Origin of the sequence: Streptococcus sp. HMSC066F10 (genome assembly GCF_001813805.1) — a bacterium.
GTDB lineage: Bacteria > Bacillota > Bacilli > Lactobacillales > Streptococcaceae > Streptococcus > Streptococcus vaginalis.
In genome coordinates this window covers 139,970-156,570 of the sequence record NZ_KV813957.1, presented here as the reverse complement: position 1 = coordinate 156,570, position 16,601 = coordinate 139,970, and the positions used below count along the sequence as shown (strand labels likewise).

16 protein-coding genes and 2 pseudogenes are annotated in these 16,601 nt (G+C 35.5%); all 18 read left to right on the top strand.

Annotated features, from left to right (window positions below; all coding sequences use genetic code 11):
• Window positions 1-182 precede the first annotated feature (182 nt).
• Window positions 183-995, top strand: a pseudogene (locus tag HMPREF2933_RS01800) (L-lactate dehydrogenase); the annotation flags it as partial.
• Window positions 996-1,113: 118 nt separating this feature from the next.
• Window positions 1,114-2,397, top strand: coding sequence for a 3-phosphoshikimate 1-carboxyvinyltransferase (gene aroA, locus HMPREF2933_RS01795; protein WP_003023976.1), 1,284 nt, complete (start codon window positions 1,114-1,116; stop codon window positions 2,395-2,397).
• Window positions 2,390-2,866: a shikimate kinase gene (locus HMPREF2933_RS01790; protein WP_003023977.1), complete on the top strand. Its 477-nt coding sequence runs from the start codon at window positions 2,390-2,392 to the stop codon at window positions 2,864-2,866. Before aroA ends, HMPREF2933_RS01790 begins: the two co-directional genes overlap by 8 nt.
• On the top strand, window positions 2,863-3,696 hold the full coding sequence (gene pheA, locus HMPREF2933_RS01785) for a prephenate dehydratase (protein WP_024052917.1): 834 nt from the start codon (window positions 2,863-2,865) through the stop codon (window positions 3,694-3,696). Before HMPREF2933_RS01790 ends, pheA begins: the two co-directional genes overlap by 4 nt.
• Window positions 3,697-3,708: 12 nt before the next feature.
• A complete protein-coding gene (locus tag HMPREF2933_RS01780) occupies window positions 3,709-5,046 on the top strand; it encodes an LCP family protein (RefSeq protein ID WP_070241793.1) in 1,338 nt (445 codons plus the stop codon).
• Between the two features lie 75 nt (window positions 5,047-5,121).
• Entirely contained in the window at window positions 5,122-6,756 is a 1,635-nt protein-coding gene (gene rlmD / locus HMPREF2933_RS01775; protein ID WP_070654288.1) for a 23S rRNA (uracil(1939)-C(5))-methyltransferase RlmD, read from the top strand.
• Between the two features lie 16 nt (window positions 6,757-6,772).
• Window positions 6,773-7,054 (top strand): CD1845 family protein, encoded by a 282-nt coding sequence (locus tag HMPREF2933_RS01770; protein ID WP_001267686.1) that lies wholly within the window; start codon window positions 6,773-6,775, stop codon window positions 7,052-7,054.
• A gap of 83 nt (window positions 7,055-7,137) precedes the next feature.
• Complete coding sequence (locus HMPREF2933_RS01765; protein ID WP_010247004.1) at window positions 7,138-7,917, top strand: replication initiator protein A; 780 nt, start codon at window positions 7,138-7,140, stop codon at window positions 7,915-7,917.
• Window positions 7,914-8,765: an ATP-binding protein gene (locus HMPREF2933_RS01760; protein WP_000817919.1), complete on the top strand. Its 852-nt coding sequence runs from the start codon at window positions 7,914-7,916 to the stop codon at window positions 8,763-8,765. The genes HMPREF2933_RS01765 and HMPREF2933_RS01760 overlap by 4 nt, the downstream gene beginning before the upstream one ends.
• Complete coding sequence (locus HMPREF2933_RS01755) at window positions 8,762-9,247, top strand: PcfB family protein (RefSeq protein WP_000606570.1); 486 nt, start codon at window positions 8,762-8,764, stop codon at window positions 9,245-9,247. Before HMPREF2933_RS01760 ends, HMPREF2933_RS01755 begins: the two co-directional genes overlap by 4 nt.
• A complete protein-coding gene (locus HMPREF2933_RS01750) occupies window positions 9,244-11,028 on the top strand; it encodes a VirD4-like conjugal transfer protein, CD1115 family (protein WP_010247013.1) in 1,785 nt (594 codons plus the stop codon). Before HMPREF2933_RS01755 ends, HMPREF2933_RS01750 begins: the two co-directional genes overlap by 4 nt.
• 165 nt (window positions 11,029-11,193) lie before the next feature.
• Window positions 11,194-11,505 (top strand): hypothetical protein, encoded by a 312-nt coding sequence (locus tag HMPREF2933_RS01745; RefSeq protein WP_000807037.1) that lies wholly within the window; start codon window positions 11,194-11,196, stop codon window positions 11,503-11,505.
• A gap of 3 nt (window positions 11,506-11,508) precedes the next feature.
• Window positions 11,509-11,661 (top strand): annotated as a pseudogene (locus HMPREF2933_RS01740) (Maff2 family mobile element protein); the annotation flags it as partial.
• A 123-nt stretch (window positions 11,662-11,784) separates the two neighbouring features.
• A complete protein-coding gene (locus HMPREF2933_RS01735) occupies window positions 11,785-12,003 on the top strand; it encodes a helix-turn-helix domain-containing protein (RefSeq protein ID WP_004825248.1) in 219 nt (72 codons plus the stop codon).
• Window positions 12,004-12,006: 3 nt separating this feature from the next.
• A complete protein-coding gene (locus HMPREF2933_RS01730; RefSeq protein WP_070654289.1) occupies window positions 12,007-13,797 on the top strand; it encodes an HsdM family class I SAM-dependent methyltransferase in 1,791 nt (596 codons plus the stop codon).
• Window positions 13,778-14,818: a restriction endonuclease subunit S gene (locus HMPREF2933_RS10275; RefSeq protein WP_070672403.1), complete on the top strand. Its 1,041-nt coding sequence runs from the start codon at window positions 13,778-13,780 to the stop codon at window positions 14,816-14,818. The genes HMPREF2933_RS01730 and HMPREF2933_RS10275 overlap by 20 nt, the downstream gene beginning before the upstream one ends.
• A 57-nt stretch (window positions 14,819-14,875) precedes the next feature.
• Complete coding sequence (locus tag HMPREF2933_RS01720) at window positions 14,876-15,193, top strand: DUF3847 domain-containing protein (protein ID WP_366511284.1); 318 nt, start codon at window positions 14,876-14,878, stop codon at window positions 15,191-15,193.
• 313 nt (window positions 15,194-15,506) lie between these two features.
• A partial coding sequence (gene mobQ, locus HMPREF2933_RS01715; RefSeq protein ID WP_070672399.1) for a MobQ family relaxase occupies window positions 15,507-16,601 on the top strand: 1,095 nt, incomplete at its 3' end.

Genomic DNA, 16,601 nt, shown 5'->3' with positions numbered 1-16,601 from the left:
TTTCTTGTCTAACTTTTGGGGTGCAGTTCAGATTTTGGTCAGCTTTTTATGTGCATGAAATCCATAGGAGAAGAAAGGATTCAACAAATTAGCGAGAATTTTCTGAATATTTCAACTAAATACTTGTTTTTTACTAATTTCTGAGTATAATGAAATGTATCAACTAGACAGATTTTCAGTTTAATGATGAAGCGAAAGTAAAAGCAGATGCACTTGACTTTCAGGACGCTGCAGCAAATTTGAATCATCACGCAAATATTATTGTTAATGATTATCAGGCATTGGCAGATGCGGATGTGGTGGTGTCAGCACTGGGCAATATCAAATTGCAAGATAACCCCAACACCGATCGATTTGCGGAATTACCCTTTACATCCAAGGAAGTTCCTTTTGTCGCTGAACAATTGAAAAAAGTTGGATTTACAGGGATTATCATTGTTATTAGTAATCCAGTAGATGTCATTACTAGTCTTTATCAACACTATACTGGTCTGCCTAAAGAGCGTGTTATTGGAACGGGAACGCTACTGGACACAGCTCGTATGGAACGTGCAGTTGGTGTTCGCTTTGGTGTCGATCCTCGAAGTGTTTATGGCTACAATCTTGGAGAACATGGGAATTCTCAATTTACAGCTTGGAGCCAAGTACGGATAAAAGGGCAACCGATTTCTACATTTGCTTCAGTCGAGGAGTTGGATGAAATTGCTCTATAAGCCCTTAAAGGAGGGCATACCGTCTTTTATGGCAAAAAATACACATCTTATGGTATTGCGAGCGCAGCTATCCGTTTAGCAGTAGCCCTTGTATCGGATTCGCATGAAGAATTGCCAGTATCAAATTATTATCAGCCATTAGACACCTACCTGAGTTATCCAGCGATTGTAGGACGTGAGGGAATTGTTGAGCAAGTCAAACTTAGTTTAACGGAAAAAGAGGAGGAAAAATTAGCGTATTCTGCACAATTCATCAAGCAAAAATTTGCAGAAAGTTTATAATTTTAAGAGGGTGAGGAAAAGTTGAATTCAACGAAATGAAGCTTTTTCCCCGCTCTCTTTTGTTTCCCTTCTCTTTTTATGGTACAATATGTAAAAAGAATCAGGTATGAGGTTTTCTATGCAGTTACGAACAAATGCAAAGGGATTAGCTGGGTGCATTCGTGTGCCGGGTGATAAGTCTATTAGTCATCGATCGATTATGTTTGGTAGTTTGGCCAAGGGAGTGACAACGGTTCACGATATTTTGCGTGGTGAAGACGTCTTATCAACCATGCAAGTTTTTCGTGATTTAGGTGTTCAAATTGAAGATGACGGCAATGTAGTAACGATTCATGGAGTGGGTTTTGCTGGTCTTCAAGCGCCGACAAACAAACTGAATATGGGAAATTCTGGAACCTCTATTCGCTTGATTTCAGGTGTATTAGCTGGGCAGGATTTTGTGGCGGAAATGTTTGGTGATGATAGTTTATCTAAACGTCCTATGGATCGCATAACGATTCCTCTTCGTCAAATGGGGGTGCAAATCGCTGGGCGAACCGAGCGTGATTTGCCACCGCTCACCATTCATGGAAATAAGAACTTACAGTCTATTCATTACACCTTGCCTGTAGCGTCTGCTCAGGTTAAATCTGCTTTGATATTTGCGGCTTTACAAGCTCAAGGCGAGTCTGTCATTGTGGAAAAAGAAATGACCCGCAATCATACAGAAGATATGATTAAACAATTTGGCGGTCAGATTTCTGTCAATGGAAAGGAAATCCGCGTTCAAGGTGGGCAAGAGTTTACTGGGCAGAACGTGTTGGTACCAGGAGATATTTCTAGTGCGGCTTTCTGGATAGTGGCAGGACTTATCGTTCCTAATTCTAAGATTATTTTGGAAAATGTCGGTATCAATGAAACACGAACTGGCATTTTGGATGTTGTTAAAGCTATGGGTGGAAATATAAACTTGTCCAATGTAGACAATATTGCTAAGTCTGCCACCATAACGATAGAGACGTCTGAATTAGTCGGCACAGAAATTGGCGGAGAAATTATCCCACGTTTAATTGATGAATTGCCAATCATTGCACTTCTGGCCACTCAAGCTAAGGGGCAAACGGTGATTCGTGATGCGGAAGAATTAAAGGTAAAAGAAACAGACCGTATCCAAGTTGTGGCAGATGCACTAAATAGCATGGGGGCTGATATTACTCCGACAGAAGACGGCATGCTCATCAAAGGGAAAACGTCTCTTCACGGTGCTAAAGTTCATACATTTGGCGACCACCGAATTGGCATGATGACAGCTATTGCAGCTCTTTTGGTAAAGGACGGTCAAGTCGAGTTGGAGCGCGCCGAAGCTATCAATACGAGCTATCCAAATTTCTTTGATGATTTGGAGGACTTACTTCATGGCTAAGATTTTGATTGGTTTCATGGGGGCTGGGAAAACAACGGTTGCTAGCTTGCTAGATGAAAATTTTATCGATATGGATGAGCTTTTGTCAGAGAGACTGGAAATGCCGATTAAAGAATATTTTGAGCAGTATGGCGAAGCAGCTTTTCGGCAAAAAGAAAGTGAATTATTAAAAGAATTGCTACAGTCAGAACAAGTCATCTCAACTGGTGGTGGCATCATCAGCAATGCTCAAAATCGCGAGTTGTTAAAGCAGAACGCTGAAAATATTTATTTAAAAACAGATTTTGAGACACTTTATCAGCGTCTTGAAGAGGATCAAGAACACCAGCGCCCACTTTATTTGAACAATAGCAAAGCTGATTTGAAAAATCTTTTCGAGCAACGTCAAACTTGGTATGAAGAAGTGGCTACAAAAGTTATTGATGTGACTACTTTGACACCAAAACAAATCGTGGAGGTGTTGCAATGAAAATTGGATTTTTAGGTCCGAAAGGGTCTTTTTCTCATCATGTGGCACAAGAAGCATTTCCAGCAGATACGTTAGTGGCTTTTGAAAATATCACGGAAGTTGTAAAAGCCTATGAGACAGGCGAAGTGGATTATTCTGTAGTGCCAGTTGAAAATTCAATTGAAGGAAGCGTTCATGAAACATTGGACTACCTTTTTCATCAGGCAGCCATTCATGCTGTGGCAGAAATCGTCCAGCCAATCAAACAACAATTATTGGCAACGGTAGCTGATAAGCCAGTAGAAAAAATCTTTTCTCATCCGCAGGCAATTGCGCAGGGGAAAAAATATGTCCGCCAGCATTATCCACAAGCTAAAATTGAAATAACAGCTAGCACAGCTTATGCGGCTCGTTTTGTGGCTCAGCATCCAGAAGAAAATTATGCAGCCATTGCGCCAAGGAGTGCAGCTAGTGAATACGGTCTGCAGATTGTTGCAGAAGATATTCAAGAAATGGCTGAGAATTTCACCCGTTTTTGGTTGCTGGGACAGTCGATTCCGACTTTGCCATTATATCCTAAGGAAAAGAAACTCACGCTTGCTTTGACTTTGCCAGACAATTTACCCGGTGCTTTATATAAAGCTCTTGCAACTTTTGCTTGGCGGGGAATTGATTTGACAAAGATTGAAAGTCGCCCGTTGAAGACCGCTTTGGGAGAATATTTTTTCATTGTGGACATCAATAATGAAAAAGAGGATTTAGTGTCATTTGCGATGAGAGAGCTAGAAGCAATTGGCATTACTTATAAAATTTTAGGAAATTACACCGTTTATACTATTTCAGAACAGTAGATTGGAGCAATCATGGATAAAAAATCAGATAATCTCAGCCACCATGAGCAGTTGAGACTGGACTATCTTTACAAAAATATCCATTATTTAAATGAACGCGAGAAAAAAGAATATCAATATCTTCTTAGCAAGCAAGAAGGAGACCAAAGAGTAGAGTCAGCTCGTGAAGCAAGAGCTACCTTTTCTGACCAACAAGTGCCTGAGAATTTTGGTTACACCGAGCAGGGACTCCCTCAATATCCAGAGAGAAGTCGCCGTAATAAACGATTTAAATCAGAGCGTATACCAACTAATGCGGCTGAAAGTGTTGTAGAAAACACACCCAAGCCTAAAAAGGAAAAGCGGCATAGAAAAATACGTGTGAAGCGGATTCTAGCTTGGCTTGCTTTAATTTTGGTTCTCATTGTAGGAGGCATGTTGTTCATGTTTATAAAAGGCTTGAACACTTCAAAAAACAACCCAAATGCCAAAGCTGCCCAAACAGAAGTCTTTAATGGGAAAGATACCAAAGACGGTGTGAATATACTTATTTTGGGTACAGATGGACGAATTGGTCAATCTTCTTCTGAAACGCGGACCGATTCAATCATGGTCTTAAATGTTGGTGGAAAAAATAAAAAAATGAAACTCGTCAGTTTCATGAGAGACACGCTCGTTCACATTGATGGAGTGAGTCAAGGTTCTGGTTATGATCAAAAGTTAAATGTAGCATATGCCATTGGGGAGCAAAATAACAATCAAGGCGCTGAATTGGTACGTCAAGTGCTGAAAGACAATTTTGATATTGACATTAAGTATTATGCTTTGGTTGATTTTTCAACTTTTGCGACAGCTATTGATACCCTTTTCCCAAATGGTGTTGAAATGAATGCGAATTTTTCAACTATCAATGGTGAAAAAGTGAGTGAAGTACAGGTGCCGGACGACCTCAATATGAAAGACGGAGTGGTTCCAGAGCAGACGATTAAGGTTGGAAAACAGCGAATGGACGGACGCACGCTTTTGAATTATGCGCGTTTCCGTAAAGATGACGAAGGAGATTTCGGCCGAACACATCGCCAACAAGAGGTGATGAGCGCGATTATTCAGCAAGTCAAAGACCCAACGAAGCTTTTTACAGGCTCTGAAGCGCTTGGAAAAGTATTTGCTTTAACCTCAACCAATGTTCCGTATAGTTTTTTACTAACGCACGGCTTGTCTTCTCTTACCAACGCTCGTAATGGTGTTGAAAAGGTGACCATTCCTGAAAATGGAGATTGGATAGATGCCTATGATATGTATGGCGGTCAAGGCTTACTAGTTGATTTTGAAGCCTATAAAGCAAAATTAGCACAATTAGGACTCAGATAAATGATATAATAGAAAGTGATGATGCGGTCGCTTTCTTTTTTTGGGAAATGGCAGAGCTGATAGAAAGAGAAATATATGTTAAAAAAGAATGATGTGATAGAAGTTGAAATTGTGGATTTGAGCCATGACGGTGCTGGAGTGGCTAAGGCAGAGGGGGTGGTTTTCTTTGTAGAGAATGCTCTGCCTACGGAACGTATCCGTATGCGCATACTGAAAGTCAATAAAAAAATTGGTTTTGGCAAGGTAGAAGCCTATCTGACGAAATCCCCTTATCGAAACGAAGATGTTGATGTGGCTTATCTGAGGATAGGTATTGCTGACTTTGGGCATCTAAAATATAGTGAGCAATTGAAATTTAAAACCAAGAAAGTTAGAGATAGTCTTTACAAGATTGCTGGAATTGCAGATATCGAAGTGGCACCAACCCTTGGTATGGAGCACCCACTACATTATCGAAACAAAGCGCAGGTTCCTGTTCGCCGTGTCAATGGACAGCTAGAAACGGGATTTTTCCGAAAAAATTCGCATGATTTAATGCCAATTGAGGATTTTTATATTCAGGATCCAGTTATTGACCAAGTCGTTTTGGCAGTGCGGGATTTGCTGCGTCGTTTTGACCTGAAACCTTACGATGAGAAAGAGCAATCTGGTCTGATTCGTAATATTGTGGTTCGTCGTGGACATTACTCTGGTGAAATCATGGTTATTTTAGTGACAACTCGTCCCAAAATTTTCCGTATAAATCAGTTAATTGAGCGATTAGTCGCGCAATTTCCGAATATTAAATCTATCATGCAAAATATTAACAACCAGCCAGGTAATGCGATTTTGGGGAAGGAATTTCGTGTACTGTATGGACAAGATTATATTACTGACCGCATGCTAGAGAATCACTTTCAAATTGCTGCCCCAGCATTTTACCAAGTCAATACAGAGATGGCAGAGGAGCTGTATCAAACGGCGATTGATTTCGCTGAGTTGAGTACAGAGGATATTGTAGTGGATGCCTATTCGGGGATTGGCACCATTGGATTGTCAGTTGCGAAACACGTCAAAGAAGTCTATGGCGTGGAGGTTATCCCTCAAGCAGTTGAAAATAGCAAAAAGAATGCTAAGCTAAACGGCATTAGCAATGCCCATTATATTTGTGATTCAGCAGAAAATGCTATCAAAAAATGGCTGAACCAAGGTATAAAACCTAGTATCATCATGGTCGACCCACCACGTAAAGGCTTGACTGAAAGTTTTATCAAATCAAGCGTCAGTATGAATCCAAAGAAAATCGTCTATATTTCCTGCAATGCCGCCACCATGGCACGTGACATCAAGCTCTATCAAGAACTAGGCTATAAACTCACAAAAGTTCAGCCCGTGGATTTGTTTCCAATGACGCATCATGTGGAGACGGTAGCACTTTTGTCCAAACTTGATGTCGATAAGCATATAAATATTGAAATTGAGCTGGATGAGCTTGATTTGACAAGTGCTGAAAGTAAGGCAACATATGCTCAAATCAAAGAATATGTTTGGAATAAATTTGAATTAAAAGTTCCGACATTATATATTGCACAGATAAAAAGGAAATGTGGAATAGAATTACGAGAACATTACAACAAGTCTAAAAAGGAGAAACAAATTATTCCACAGTGTACACCTGAAAAAGAAGAAGCTATCATGGATGCCTTGAGACACTTCAAAATGATTGAATAGAAAGGGAAGATATTTTATGAGATGGACAATAAAAATAATCTTTTTCCCAATCAGCTTCCTGCTTAGTATTCTCACTGCATTTCTGACATTCTTACTCGGAATAGGAACGGCACTGCTATATTTGCTGATGATGTTTTGCATATTTGGAGCAATAGCATCTTTCTTACAAAAAGAAGTTACCATCGGAATCGAAGCATTGATTATCGGATTTTTAGTTAGTCCATACGGCGTACCGATGATTGGAGCAACCGTTATAGCATTCTTTCAGGGAATCAATGAAGAGATAAAATCAATTTAAAAAATTTCATCAAAATGGTAACCAAAGGCGATAGAAAAACTATCGTCTTTTTCTTTGCAAATTTTAAGAGAGGAGGTGAAGCGATGGACTTTGACTATTTCTATAACAGAGAAGCAGAGCGATTTAACTTTTTGAAAGTGCCTGAAATATTAGTAGATGGAGAAGAATTTAAGGGGTTATCGGCAGAAGCAATTATCCTATACTCTATGCTTCTAAAGCGTACAGGAATGTCCTTTAAAAATAAATGGATAGACAAGGAAGGCAGAGTATTTATCTATTTTACCGTCGAAGAAATTATGAGAAGAAGAAATATCTCAAAGCCAACAGCCATAAAAACATTGGATGAGTTAGACAGTAAAAAAGGAATCGGACTGATTGAAAGAGTAAGGCTTGGACTTGGAAAACCTAATATCATTTATGTAAAAGACTTTATGAGTGTATTTCAAGCAAAAGGAAATGACTTTCAGAAGTCAAAAAACTTTACTTCAGAAGTAAAAGATGTTGACCTCAGAAGTAAAGAAAATGAACTTCAGGAAGTTAAAAATGTTAACTCTAACTATATAGAGAATAATAAGAGTAAGTATAGTAAGAGAGAATATAGTTTTTGCGAAAACGGACTTGGAACATTTCAAAATGTATTTTTAACTGATGAAGATATTTCTGATTTACAAATCAAACTAAATGCACAGCTTGATAATTACATTGAACGCTTATCTGCATATATCAAGAGTACCGGAAAGATCTATAAAGACCATAAAGCGACGATCCTTTCTTGGTTTTATAAAGATCAGGGCAAAAGCAAGCAGCCGAAAACATCAAATGTCCCGACATGGGAAGAATATAACAAAGGAGAACATTTATGAAAAGAGAATTGGGAAAAATAATGATAGAGGATGTAGAATTTGCCTATGATTCTGAAAAAGAGTATATCAAAGATGGACACGCCTATTGTAAAGTCTGCCACGAAAGAAAAGACGGTGATGTAATGGAATTTTTCGGGAATAAAATGATATTAAGGGTAGCTTGTAAATGCGATAGAGAAATAGAGCAACAAAAGAAACGAAGAGAAAAACAGATGGAAATTGAAAGGTTAAAAAGAACCTGCTTCAATTCCATGAGGGAGTGGTCATATACCTTTGAAAATTATCAGGGAGAAGAAAATCAAAGCCTCATGATTGCAAAGAATTTTGTAGAAGATTATGAGAAAATGAAAAAAGAAAATATCGGACTTCTCTTTTATGGCTCTGTAGGAAGCGGAAAGACCTATCTTGCCTGCTCCATTGCAAATAGCCTTATTGAACAGTATCAAATAAGTGTTAAGATTAGAAATTTCGCACAGATTATCAATGAACTTCAAAAAAGCAGCTTTGACTTTGATAAAAACGCATATATTGAATCCCTTGTAAATACTTCCGTTCTTATTTTAGATGACTTGGGAATTGAAAGGGATACAAGCTATGCTAAAGAGCAGGTATATAACATTGTCAATAGCAGGTACTTAAAACAGAAACCAACAATTTTCACAACAAATCTTTCCTACGACACAATTCAAAACTGCAAGGACAGTGTTGAATATCAAAGAATCTATTCAAGAATTATTGAAATGTGTATTCCCGTTATGGTTGTAGGCGAGGATTTCAGAAAGTTTATTCAAAGAGATAAGCTAACTCGCAATAAAGATAGATTACTGAACGGAGGTGAAAGGACTTGATCAATGAAGAAATTGCAAGAAAAACGCTCAACATGGAAGTGAGAGCCGGCAAAGTAACAAGCAAGATACTTTTGGATTTGATAAGGAAGTTACTGAAAGAATCAGAAAAAATCGGTGGACTTGAAAAGCTCGTTGGGAGTAAAGGGAATGAAGTAAAACTAAAAGATATGGTTAAAAAGGGACAGCTTGAAGAGATACCAGTAGAAGAAACAGAATTGAAGGAACTGAAAAAAGAACTGAACAGATATGGAGTTAAGTTTTCGGTAATGAAAGATAAAGAATCAGGTAAATACTCAGTGTTCTTTCAAGCAAAAGATATGAAAGTGATGGACAAAGCATTTAAGCACGCCCTTTCAGAATCAGAAAAGAAAACGGAAAGGAAAGAATCTATTCATAAAAACATTGAGAAGTTTAAGGAGATGGCTAAAAATTCTGTTTCTAAAGATAAAATCAAGAACAAGCAAAAGGAGCAGAGCCTATGATAGAGAAAATACTAAAGGACATCAAAGGCTTGTTTAAGGTGCAGGATAAGGCAAAGTTTCTAAAGCAGAACATTCCCTACCTTGCATTTTTCTATGTTGGCAATATCTTCTCTCACCATGTACGAGCTTATACTGGTGGCGATGTAATAGACAAAATCTTTCAAGGGATATTAGAGCTTAACACCATGAGCTTTCTTCCAAGTATTCATCCTACGGATATTTTAATTGGTGCAGGAGTAGCAGCTTTAATTAAATTCATTGTCTACAGCAAAGGCAAAAATGCAAAAAAGTTCAGACAGGGAAAAGAGTATGGTTCAGCAAGATGGGGAACGAGAAAAGATATAGAACCGTATATGGATGAAAAGTTCCAGAACAATATCTTACTTACACAAACAGAACGATTAACTATGAACGGCAGACCAGCTAATCCAAAGTATGCAAGAAATAAAAATGTTTTGGTTATAGGTGGTTCAGGCTCCGGAAAGACAAGATTTTATGTAAAACCGAACTTAATGCAAATGCACAGTAGCTATTGTGTAACCGATCCTAAAGGAACAATAGTCCTTGAGTGTGGCAAGATGCTTGAAGATAATGGCTATGAGATTAAAATTCTAAATACCATAAACTTCAAAAAGTCTATGAAGTACAATCCATTCGCATATATTCGTTCTGAAAAAGATATTCTAAAGCTTGTTCAGACAATTATCGCAAACACGAAGGGCGAGGGAGAAAAAGCAGGTGAGGATTTTTGGGTGAAAGCTGAAAAACTCTACTATACAGCACTTATCGGATATATCTGGTATGAAGCTCCAAGAGAAGAAAAGAACTTTGCAACACTACTTGATATGATAGACGCTTCAGAGGTAAGAGAAGATGATGAAACCTACATGAATCCGATTGATAGACTCTTTGAAGCATTGGAAAAGAAAGAACCGACACACTTTGCGGTGAAGCAATATAAAAAGTACAAATTGGCTGCTGGAAAAACTGCCAAGTCAATTCTAATATCTTGTGGAGCAAGACTTGCACCTTTTGACATAAGAGAGCTAAGAGAACTAATGAGTGAAGATGAACTTGAGCTTGATACACTGGGAGATAGAAAGACAGCACTCTTTGTTATCATCTCCGATACAGATGATACTTTTAACTTTGTGGTATCTATTATGTATTCTCAGCTATTTAACTTGTTATGTGATAAGGCAGATGATGTGTATGGAGGAAGATTACCTGTTCATGTAAGATGCCTACTTGACGAGTTTGCAAACATCGGCTTAATTCCAAAGTTTGAAAAACTGATAGCGACAATCCGTTCCAGAGAAATATCAGCGAGTATAATTCTTCAAGCACAATCTCAGCTAAAGGCAATCTATAAAGATAATGCTGACACAATCGTGGGCAACTGTGATAGCACTTTATTTCTTGGTGGAAAGGAGAAAACAACACTTAAAGAGCTTTCTGAAACGCTTGGTAAAGAAACCATTGACCTTTACAACACATCGGAAACAAGGAGTAATCAAAAGAGTTTTGGACTTAATTATCAAAAGACAGGTAAGGAGCTTATGAGCCAAGATGAAATTACGGTCATGGACGGCGGTAAATGTATTTTTCAGCTTCGTGGTGTCAGACCTTTTCTATCAGATAAATTCGATATTACAAAACACAAGAACTATAAGCTGCTTGAGGACTATGACAAGAAAAATTTGTTTGACATAGAAAGCTATATGAAGCGAAAAGGAAAAGCAAAGCTGAATAGGGAAACAGTTATTACAAGAGTGCAGTAAGTCTAAAGAACATAGATTTGCTGCTTTTTTATTACTCAAAGCCAGGAGGTAAGATGATAAGAATACGAAGTCCCACTAAGAAAAAAGTAAATAGGATGAGCATTAGCGATTGGAAAAGAAAAAACTCCAATCGCTTTTTTATTGAAAGAAAAGGAGAAATTTTTAATGAAGCAAGAAATGATTAACATCAATGCCAATTTATTGGCAGAGCCCACTTTCTCAAATTTTGACAAAGAGGGAGAAACTGTTGAGGTTGCAAACTTCACGCTTGTAAAAAAGTACGGGAAAGGCAAGGAGTATATCAACTGTGCCGCCTATGGAGAAAAATCGGAGAAAGCAAAGGACTTTGAAAAAGGCGATTTGATTCATATCTTTGGTTACTTTAAGAAGCGTGAAAAAGAGGGAAAGACTTACAAAAACTTTGTAGTGAAGTCATATAACAAGATTGAAAAGAAAGAAGAAAGCGAGGAGGAATAAATTATGGAATTTTTTACACAGGCAGTTAATGTATTAAAGATTTTGGTAATGGCAGTAGGTGCAGGACTTGGAGCATGGGGTGTTATCAACCTGATGGAAGGTTATGGGAATGACAATCCGGGTGCAAAATCTCAAGGTATTAAGCAATTTATGGCAAAATAAGGACGGAATAACACAACAAATTCTCTAAAATAAATCACTAAATCAATGTAAGATTGAATGAAATCAATATTTATGCTATAATTAAATAAATCTAATGAACAGAAAAAGAGGGATATTATGGCACTTAACTATAAACCATTATGGATACAGTTAGCAAAAAAAGGTTTGAAGAAAACTGATGTAATAGCTATGGCAGGACTTACAACAAATGTTATGGCACAAATGGGCAAGGATAAACCAATTACATTTAAGAATTTAGAAAGAATATGTAAGGCTCTATCTTGCACCCCTAATGATATTATTAGTTTTGAAGACAATTTTAGTGAAGAGGATTAGAAAATGAGTTTAAGGACAGAAGATCAAGTCAGGGATTATGCGAAATTAGTATTAGGCTTTGATGAAGCTGAAGAAAATGTTGATCAAGGGACTGGTCAAATAACTACTTTTAATCAATTAGGGTTTAAAGGATATTCAGATAAGCCAGATGGTTGGTATTTACCTAAAAACATGAATGATGTAGCAATAATCCTTGAAACAAAATCAGAAGAAAGAGATATTAGCAAACAAATTTTTATTGATGAGCTAATGAAAAATATAGACATAATTTCAAGCAAATATAAAAAAACTGTTGGAATTTTGTACAATGGCAAAGAAATCGCTATATATAAAAACAAGGAACTCATAAGAGTAGCTAATAAACTTCAACACAAGCAATACTATATTGATTTGTTTAAAGAAAATTATATAGATAAAAACAAAATTTTCACTCTAACAAAAAGAATAAATGATTTACTACACTTTAAATTCGGAATTAAGAATTTATATCATAGAATGATATTTACAGCTTCAGCCTTGGTAGTAGAAAGGTTTGGCGGCAATCTTGAAGCAATAAAAGATAATGGATATGAACCATTTAGAAATAAAATATATGATACTTTAGCAAAATCACTTCAAGACCATAGAAAACAAAATCTTAAAATAGATATTTTGCTTGAGGTGTACAGTGAAATAAAAATGAACATTGTAGAAAATCAAGATGATATAAATACATTTATTGACTGTATCATAGAAATCGCAGAGTCTATAAACTCAGATAACTGGAATGGCGAAGATGTAATGGGCATTTTCTTTAATGAATTTAATAGATACAAGAAAAAGTCTGAAAGTGGTCAAGTATTTACCCCAGAGCATATCACTTCATTTATGTACGATTTACTAGAGATAACCTATAACGACCGTTTACTTGACGCTACTTGCGGCAGCGGAGCTTTTTTAGTAAAAGCAATGGCAAATATGATAAAAGAGGTTGGAGGAGTAAATACAAAAGAAGCAGAAGATATAAAACAAAATAAACTTTATGGTATAGAGTTTGATAGAGAAATTTTCGCCCTAGCTTGTGCCAATATGCTTATTCATAAAGACGGTAAGACAAATTTGGAACAATACGATACAAGGGAAAAAGAAGCTTGTAAATGGATCAAATCTAAAAACATAACTAAAGTATTGATGAATCCTCCATACGAAAGAAAATATGGTTGTAAAAAAATAGTTACAAATGTATTAGACAATGTTCCTGCTGGTACTAAATGTGCATTTATTTTACCAGATAAGAAACTGGAAAAAGATAGAATGCAGTCATTATTAAAAAGACATACACTTGATATGATTATAAAATTACCAGAAAAACTTTTTGATGCAGGAGTAACAACAAGTGTATTTGTTTTTGAAACTGGAAAACCACAAAAAGATAAAAAAATATTTGCTTGCTATATGGAAGATGATGGACTTGAAAGAGTTAAAAATCAAGGTAGGCATGATATAAAAAATAAGTGGAAAGAAATAGAAAAATATTGGCTAGAAGTTGCAAGAACAAAAGTAGATACAAAATATAATACACACCAATGGATAGATTCAAAAGAATATTTATCATATCAAAAACCACAGAAACCTTTTGAAATATATGAAGAAGATTTTAAAAAGACCATTATAGACTTTATACTCTTTGAAGAAAAAATTGACGTAAAAGAATTTAATGAAAAACTTTTAAATCAAGTTTTGTATAAATCAGAATATAAAGATGGTAAACTCATGCTAGATGTAGGTGGAGAAAATGAAGAAAATAAAGATTGATGATTGGAAACCTTTTGAAATAGAGAAGTTATTTACTGTAAAAAGACCTAAATCAAGAAGTGTAAAAAAATATAATGAGGGAGAGATACCTTTTGTATCTTCTGGAAATTATAATAATGGTGTCGATAGTTACAGAGAGCCTATTGATGATGAAGATTTAGATAAAGGAAATTGTATAACAGTAAGTCCAGTTGATGGTAGTACATTTTACCAACCAAAAGATTTTTTGGGAAGAGGTGGTGGAGGGTCATCAATAATGCTTTTATATAATGACAATCTAAATAAATTTAACGGGTTATTTATTGCTTCTGTAATAAGAGAAAGTTTAAAGATAAAGTACCAATATAACGATATGGGATCTAGTGATAGTATAAAAAAAGAAAATATACTTTTACCAGCATTAGACGATGAAACACCAGATTGGAATTTCATGGAAGAAGCAATGAAAAGGCTTGAAACCAGAGAGAGAGAGAGAGAGAGTACAAGCAATCTTACAAGCTATTTAAATAATGCAAAATTAAATAAGGTTGATACTTCAAAATGGAAAGAGTTTATAGTTGGTGATTTATTTGAAAATATTAAAAAGCCTGACGTGCTTCATGCAAGAGAAGTCGTTGAAGATGAGAACGGTATTCCTTATGTAGTAAGAACAAAATTTAATAATGGTATAAAATATAGAGTTACTGAAACTAAAAAAATGACTCCTAGCCCTAAGGGAGTTATATCATTTGGTGCAGAGAATGCATCATTCTTTTATCAAAAAGAAAACTTTGTATCTGGAAGAGATATTTATTATATTGATACAAGACATTTGAGTGAGAAAGCATGTCTATTTTTAGTATCGTGTTTAGACACATTGACTGATAAATATTCTTATAGTTATGGACTATTTCCCGATTTGTTAAAGAAAGAAAAGATAAAACTACCAGTAGATGTTCATGGTAATCCCGATTGGGATTATATGGAGAAATATATTGAAAAAATAAAAGAAAATTGCAATAGAGAAATTCATTGTGTTTGAATTAAAAACGATTAGAAATAAAAATCTAGTCGTTTTTTTTATTGTAAGAAAGGACACATTATGACAAGTAAAAGATTAAGTATTGAAGAACAGATTGAAAAGAAAGAAGAAAGCATTAAGCAATTACAAAATCAAAAAAGACAGTTGAAGAAAAAACTTAATGAACAAGAAAGAAAAGCAAGAAACAAAAGACTTATAGAAAAAGGAGCAGTGTTAGAAAGTATTTTTGAAGAAAGTATAGGTTTAACAAAAGATGAATTTTATAAATTAATGAAATCATTAAATGGTGAAGAAATAAGATTAAACATAATGGGAATTTTAGAAGAAAGAATAGATGATAGTGTAGAAAAATCATCTAAAGATGAAATAACATAATTGTCCCTTGGTTACAAGGGCGCAATTATACACCCTAAAGGGTGCTTGCGTCCTGCGGAGCAAAACCCTTGCAGGGAGCAACAACCATTCGCTTTTTAAAAGTCAAGGGTAAATAAACTCGCTAACGCTCGCCCTTGACTTTTAAAATTTGAAATGAACAAAACAATTAAGCCGACATACTGAAACAACAAAAATTAATTCAGTAGTCGGCTTTTTTAATTCTATCATTTCAAAACGCTCATTCACAAAGAGGATATAGAAAATCTTTTAAGCCTCCACCTAAAACAACAAAAAAAGAAAGGAAGTGATAAAAATGGCAGACAGTTTTCATTTTTCAGTAAACATAATATCAAGAGGAAAAGGCAAAAGTGCAGTAGCAAGTGCAGCATATATAAGTGGAGAAAAAATAAAAAATGAATGGGACGGAGTAACCCATGACTACACAAGAAAAGAAAAAGTATTAGTAAAAAATATAATATTGCCTGATCATATACCGAAAGAATTTAATGATAGGTCTACCTTATGGAATAAAGTAGAAATGGCAGAAAAAAATTCTAATGCACAACTAGCAAGACAATTCATAATAGGACTACCAAAAGAGTTACCTTTAAGTGAAAATAAAAACCTAGTTGAAAGATTTATAAAAGAAAATCTAACATCACAAGGAATGATAGTAGATTATGCAATTCATGATGAGAGTCAAGACAAAAATGGAAATATCCATTGTCATATAATGACCATAATGCGACCCATAAACGAAAAAGGAGAGTTCTTAGCAAAGTCAAAAAAAGAATATATCCTAGATGAAAAAGGAGAAAAAGTATTAAACAAAAATGGAAAACCTAAAACAAGAAAAGTAGAACTAACAACCTGGAATGATAAAGGCAATGTAGAAAAATGGAGAGAAAATTTTTCGGACCTTTGCAATGAATATCTAGCAAAAAACAAGATAGAAAAAAGAGTAGACCATAGGAGTTTTAAAAGACAAAATTCAGATTATCTACCGACAATCCATTTAGGATCAGCAGCAAGTGCAATGGAACGAAAGGGAATAGAAACTGACAAGGGAAACTATAATAGAGAAATAAGAAAATATAACGAACTTGTAAAAACAATAAAAGAAGAGATAAAAACATTAAAGGGTTGGATAGGGAATCTATTAGATAACCTAACTACTGCTTATGAAAAATTTAAGGATATAGAAAGAGATAAGGTAATAGACAACCCTAAACTTTTCAATCTAACAAATTATCTATTAACTTATTCAGAAATTCAAAAAGAAAAAAGCAAATATCTAAAAGGATATGCCAAAACTAATAAAGAAAAATATGACTTCAAAAAGCTAACGAGTGCATATAGTTATTTAAGAAAAAACAACATAGAAACCATAGGTCAGTTACAAACAAAA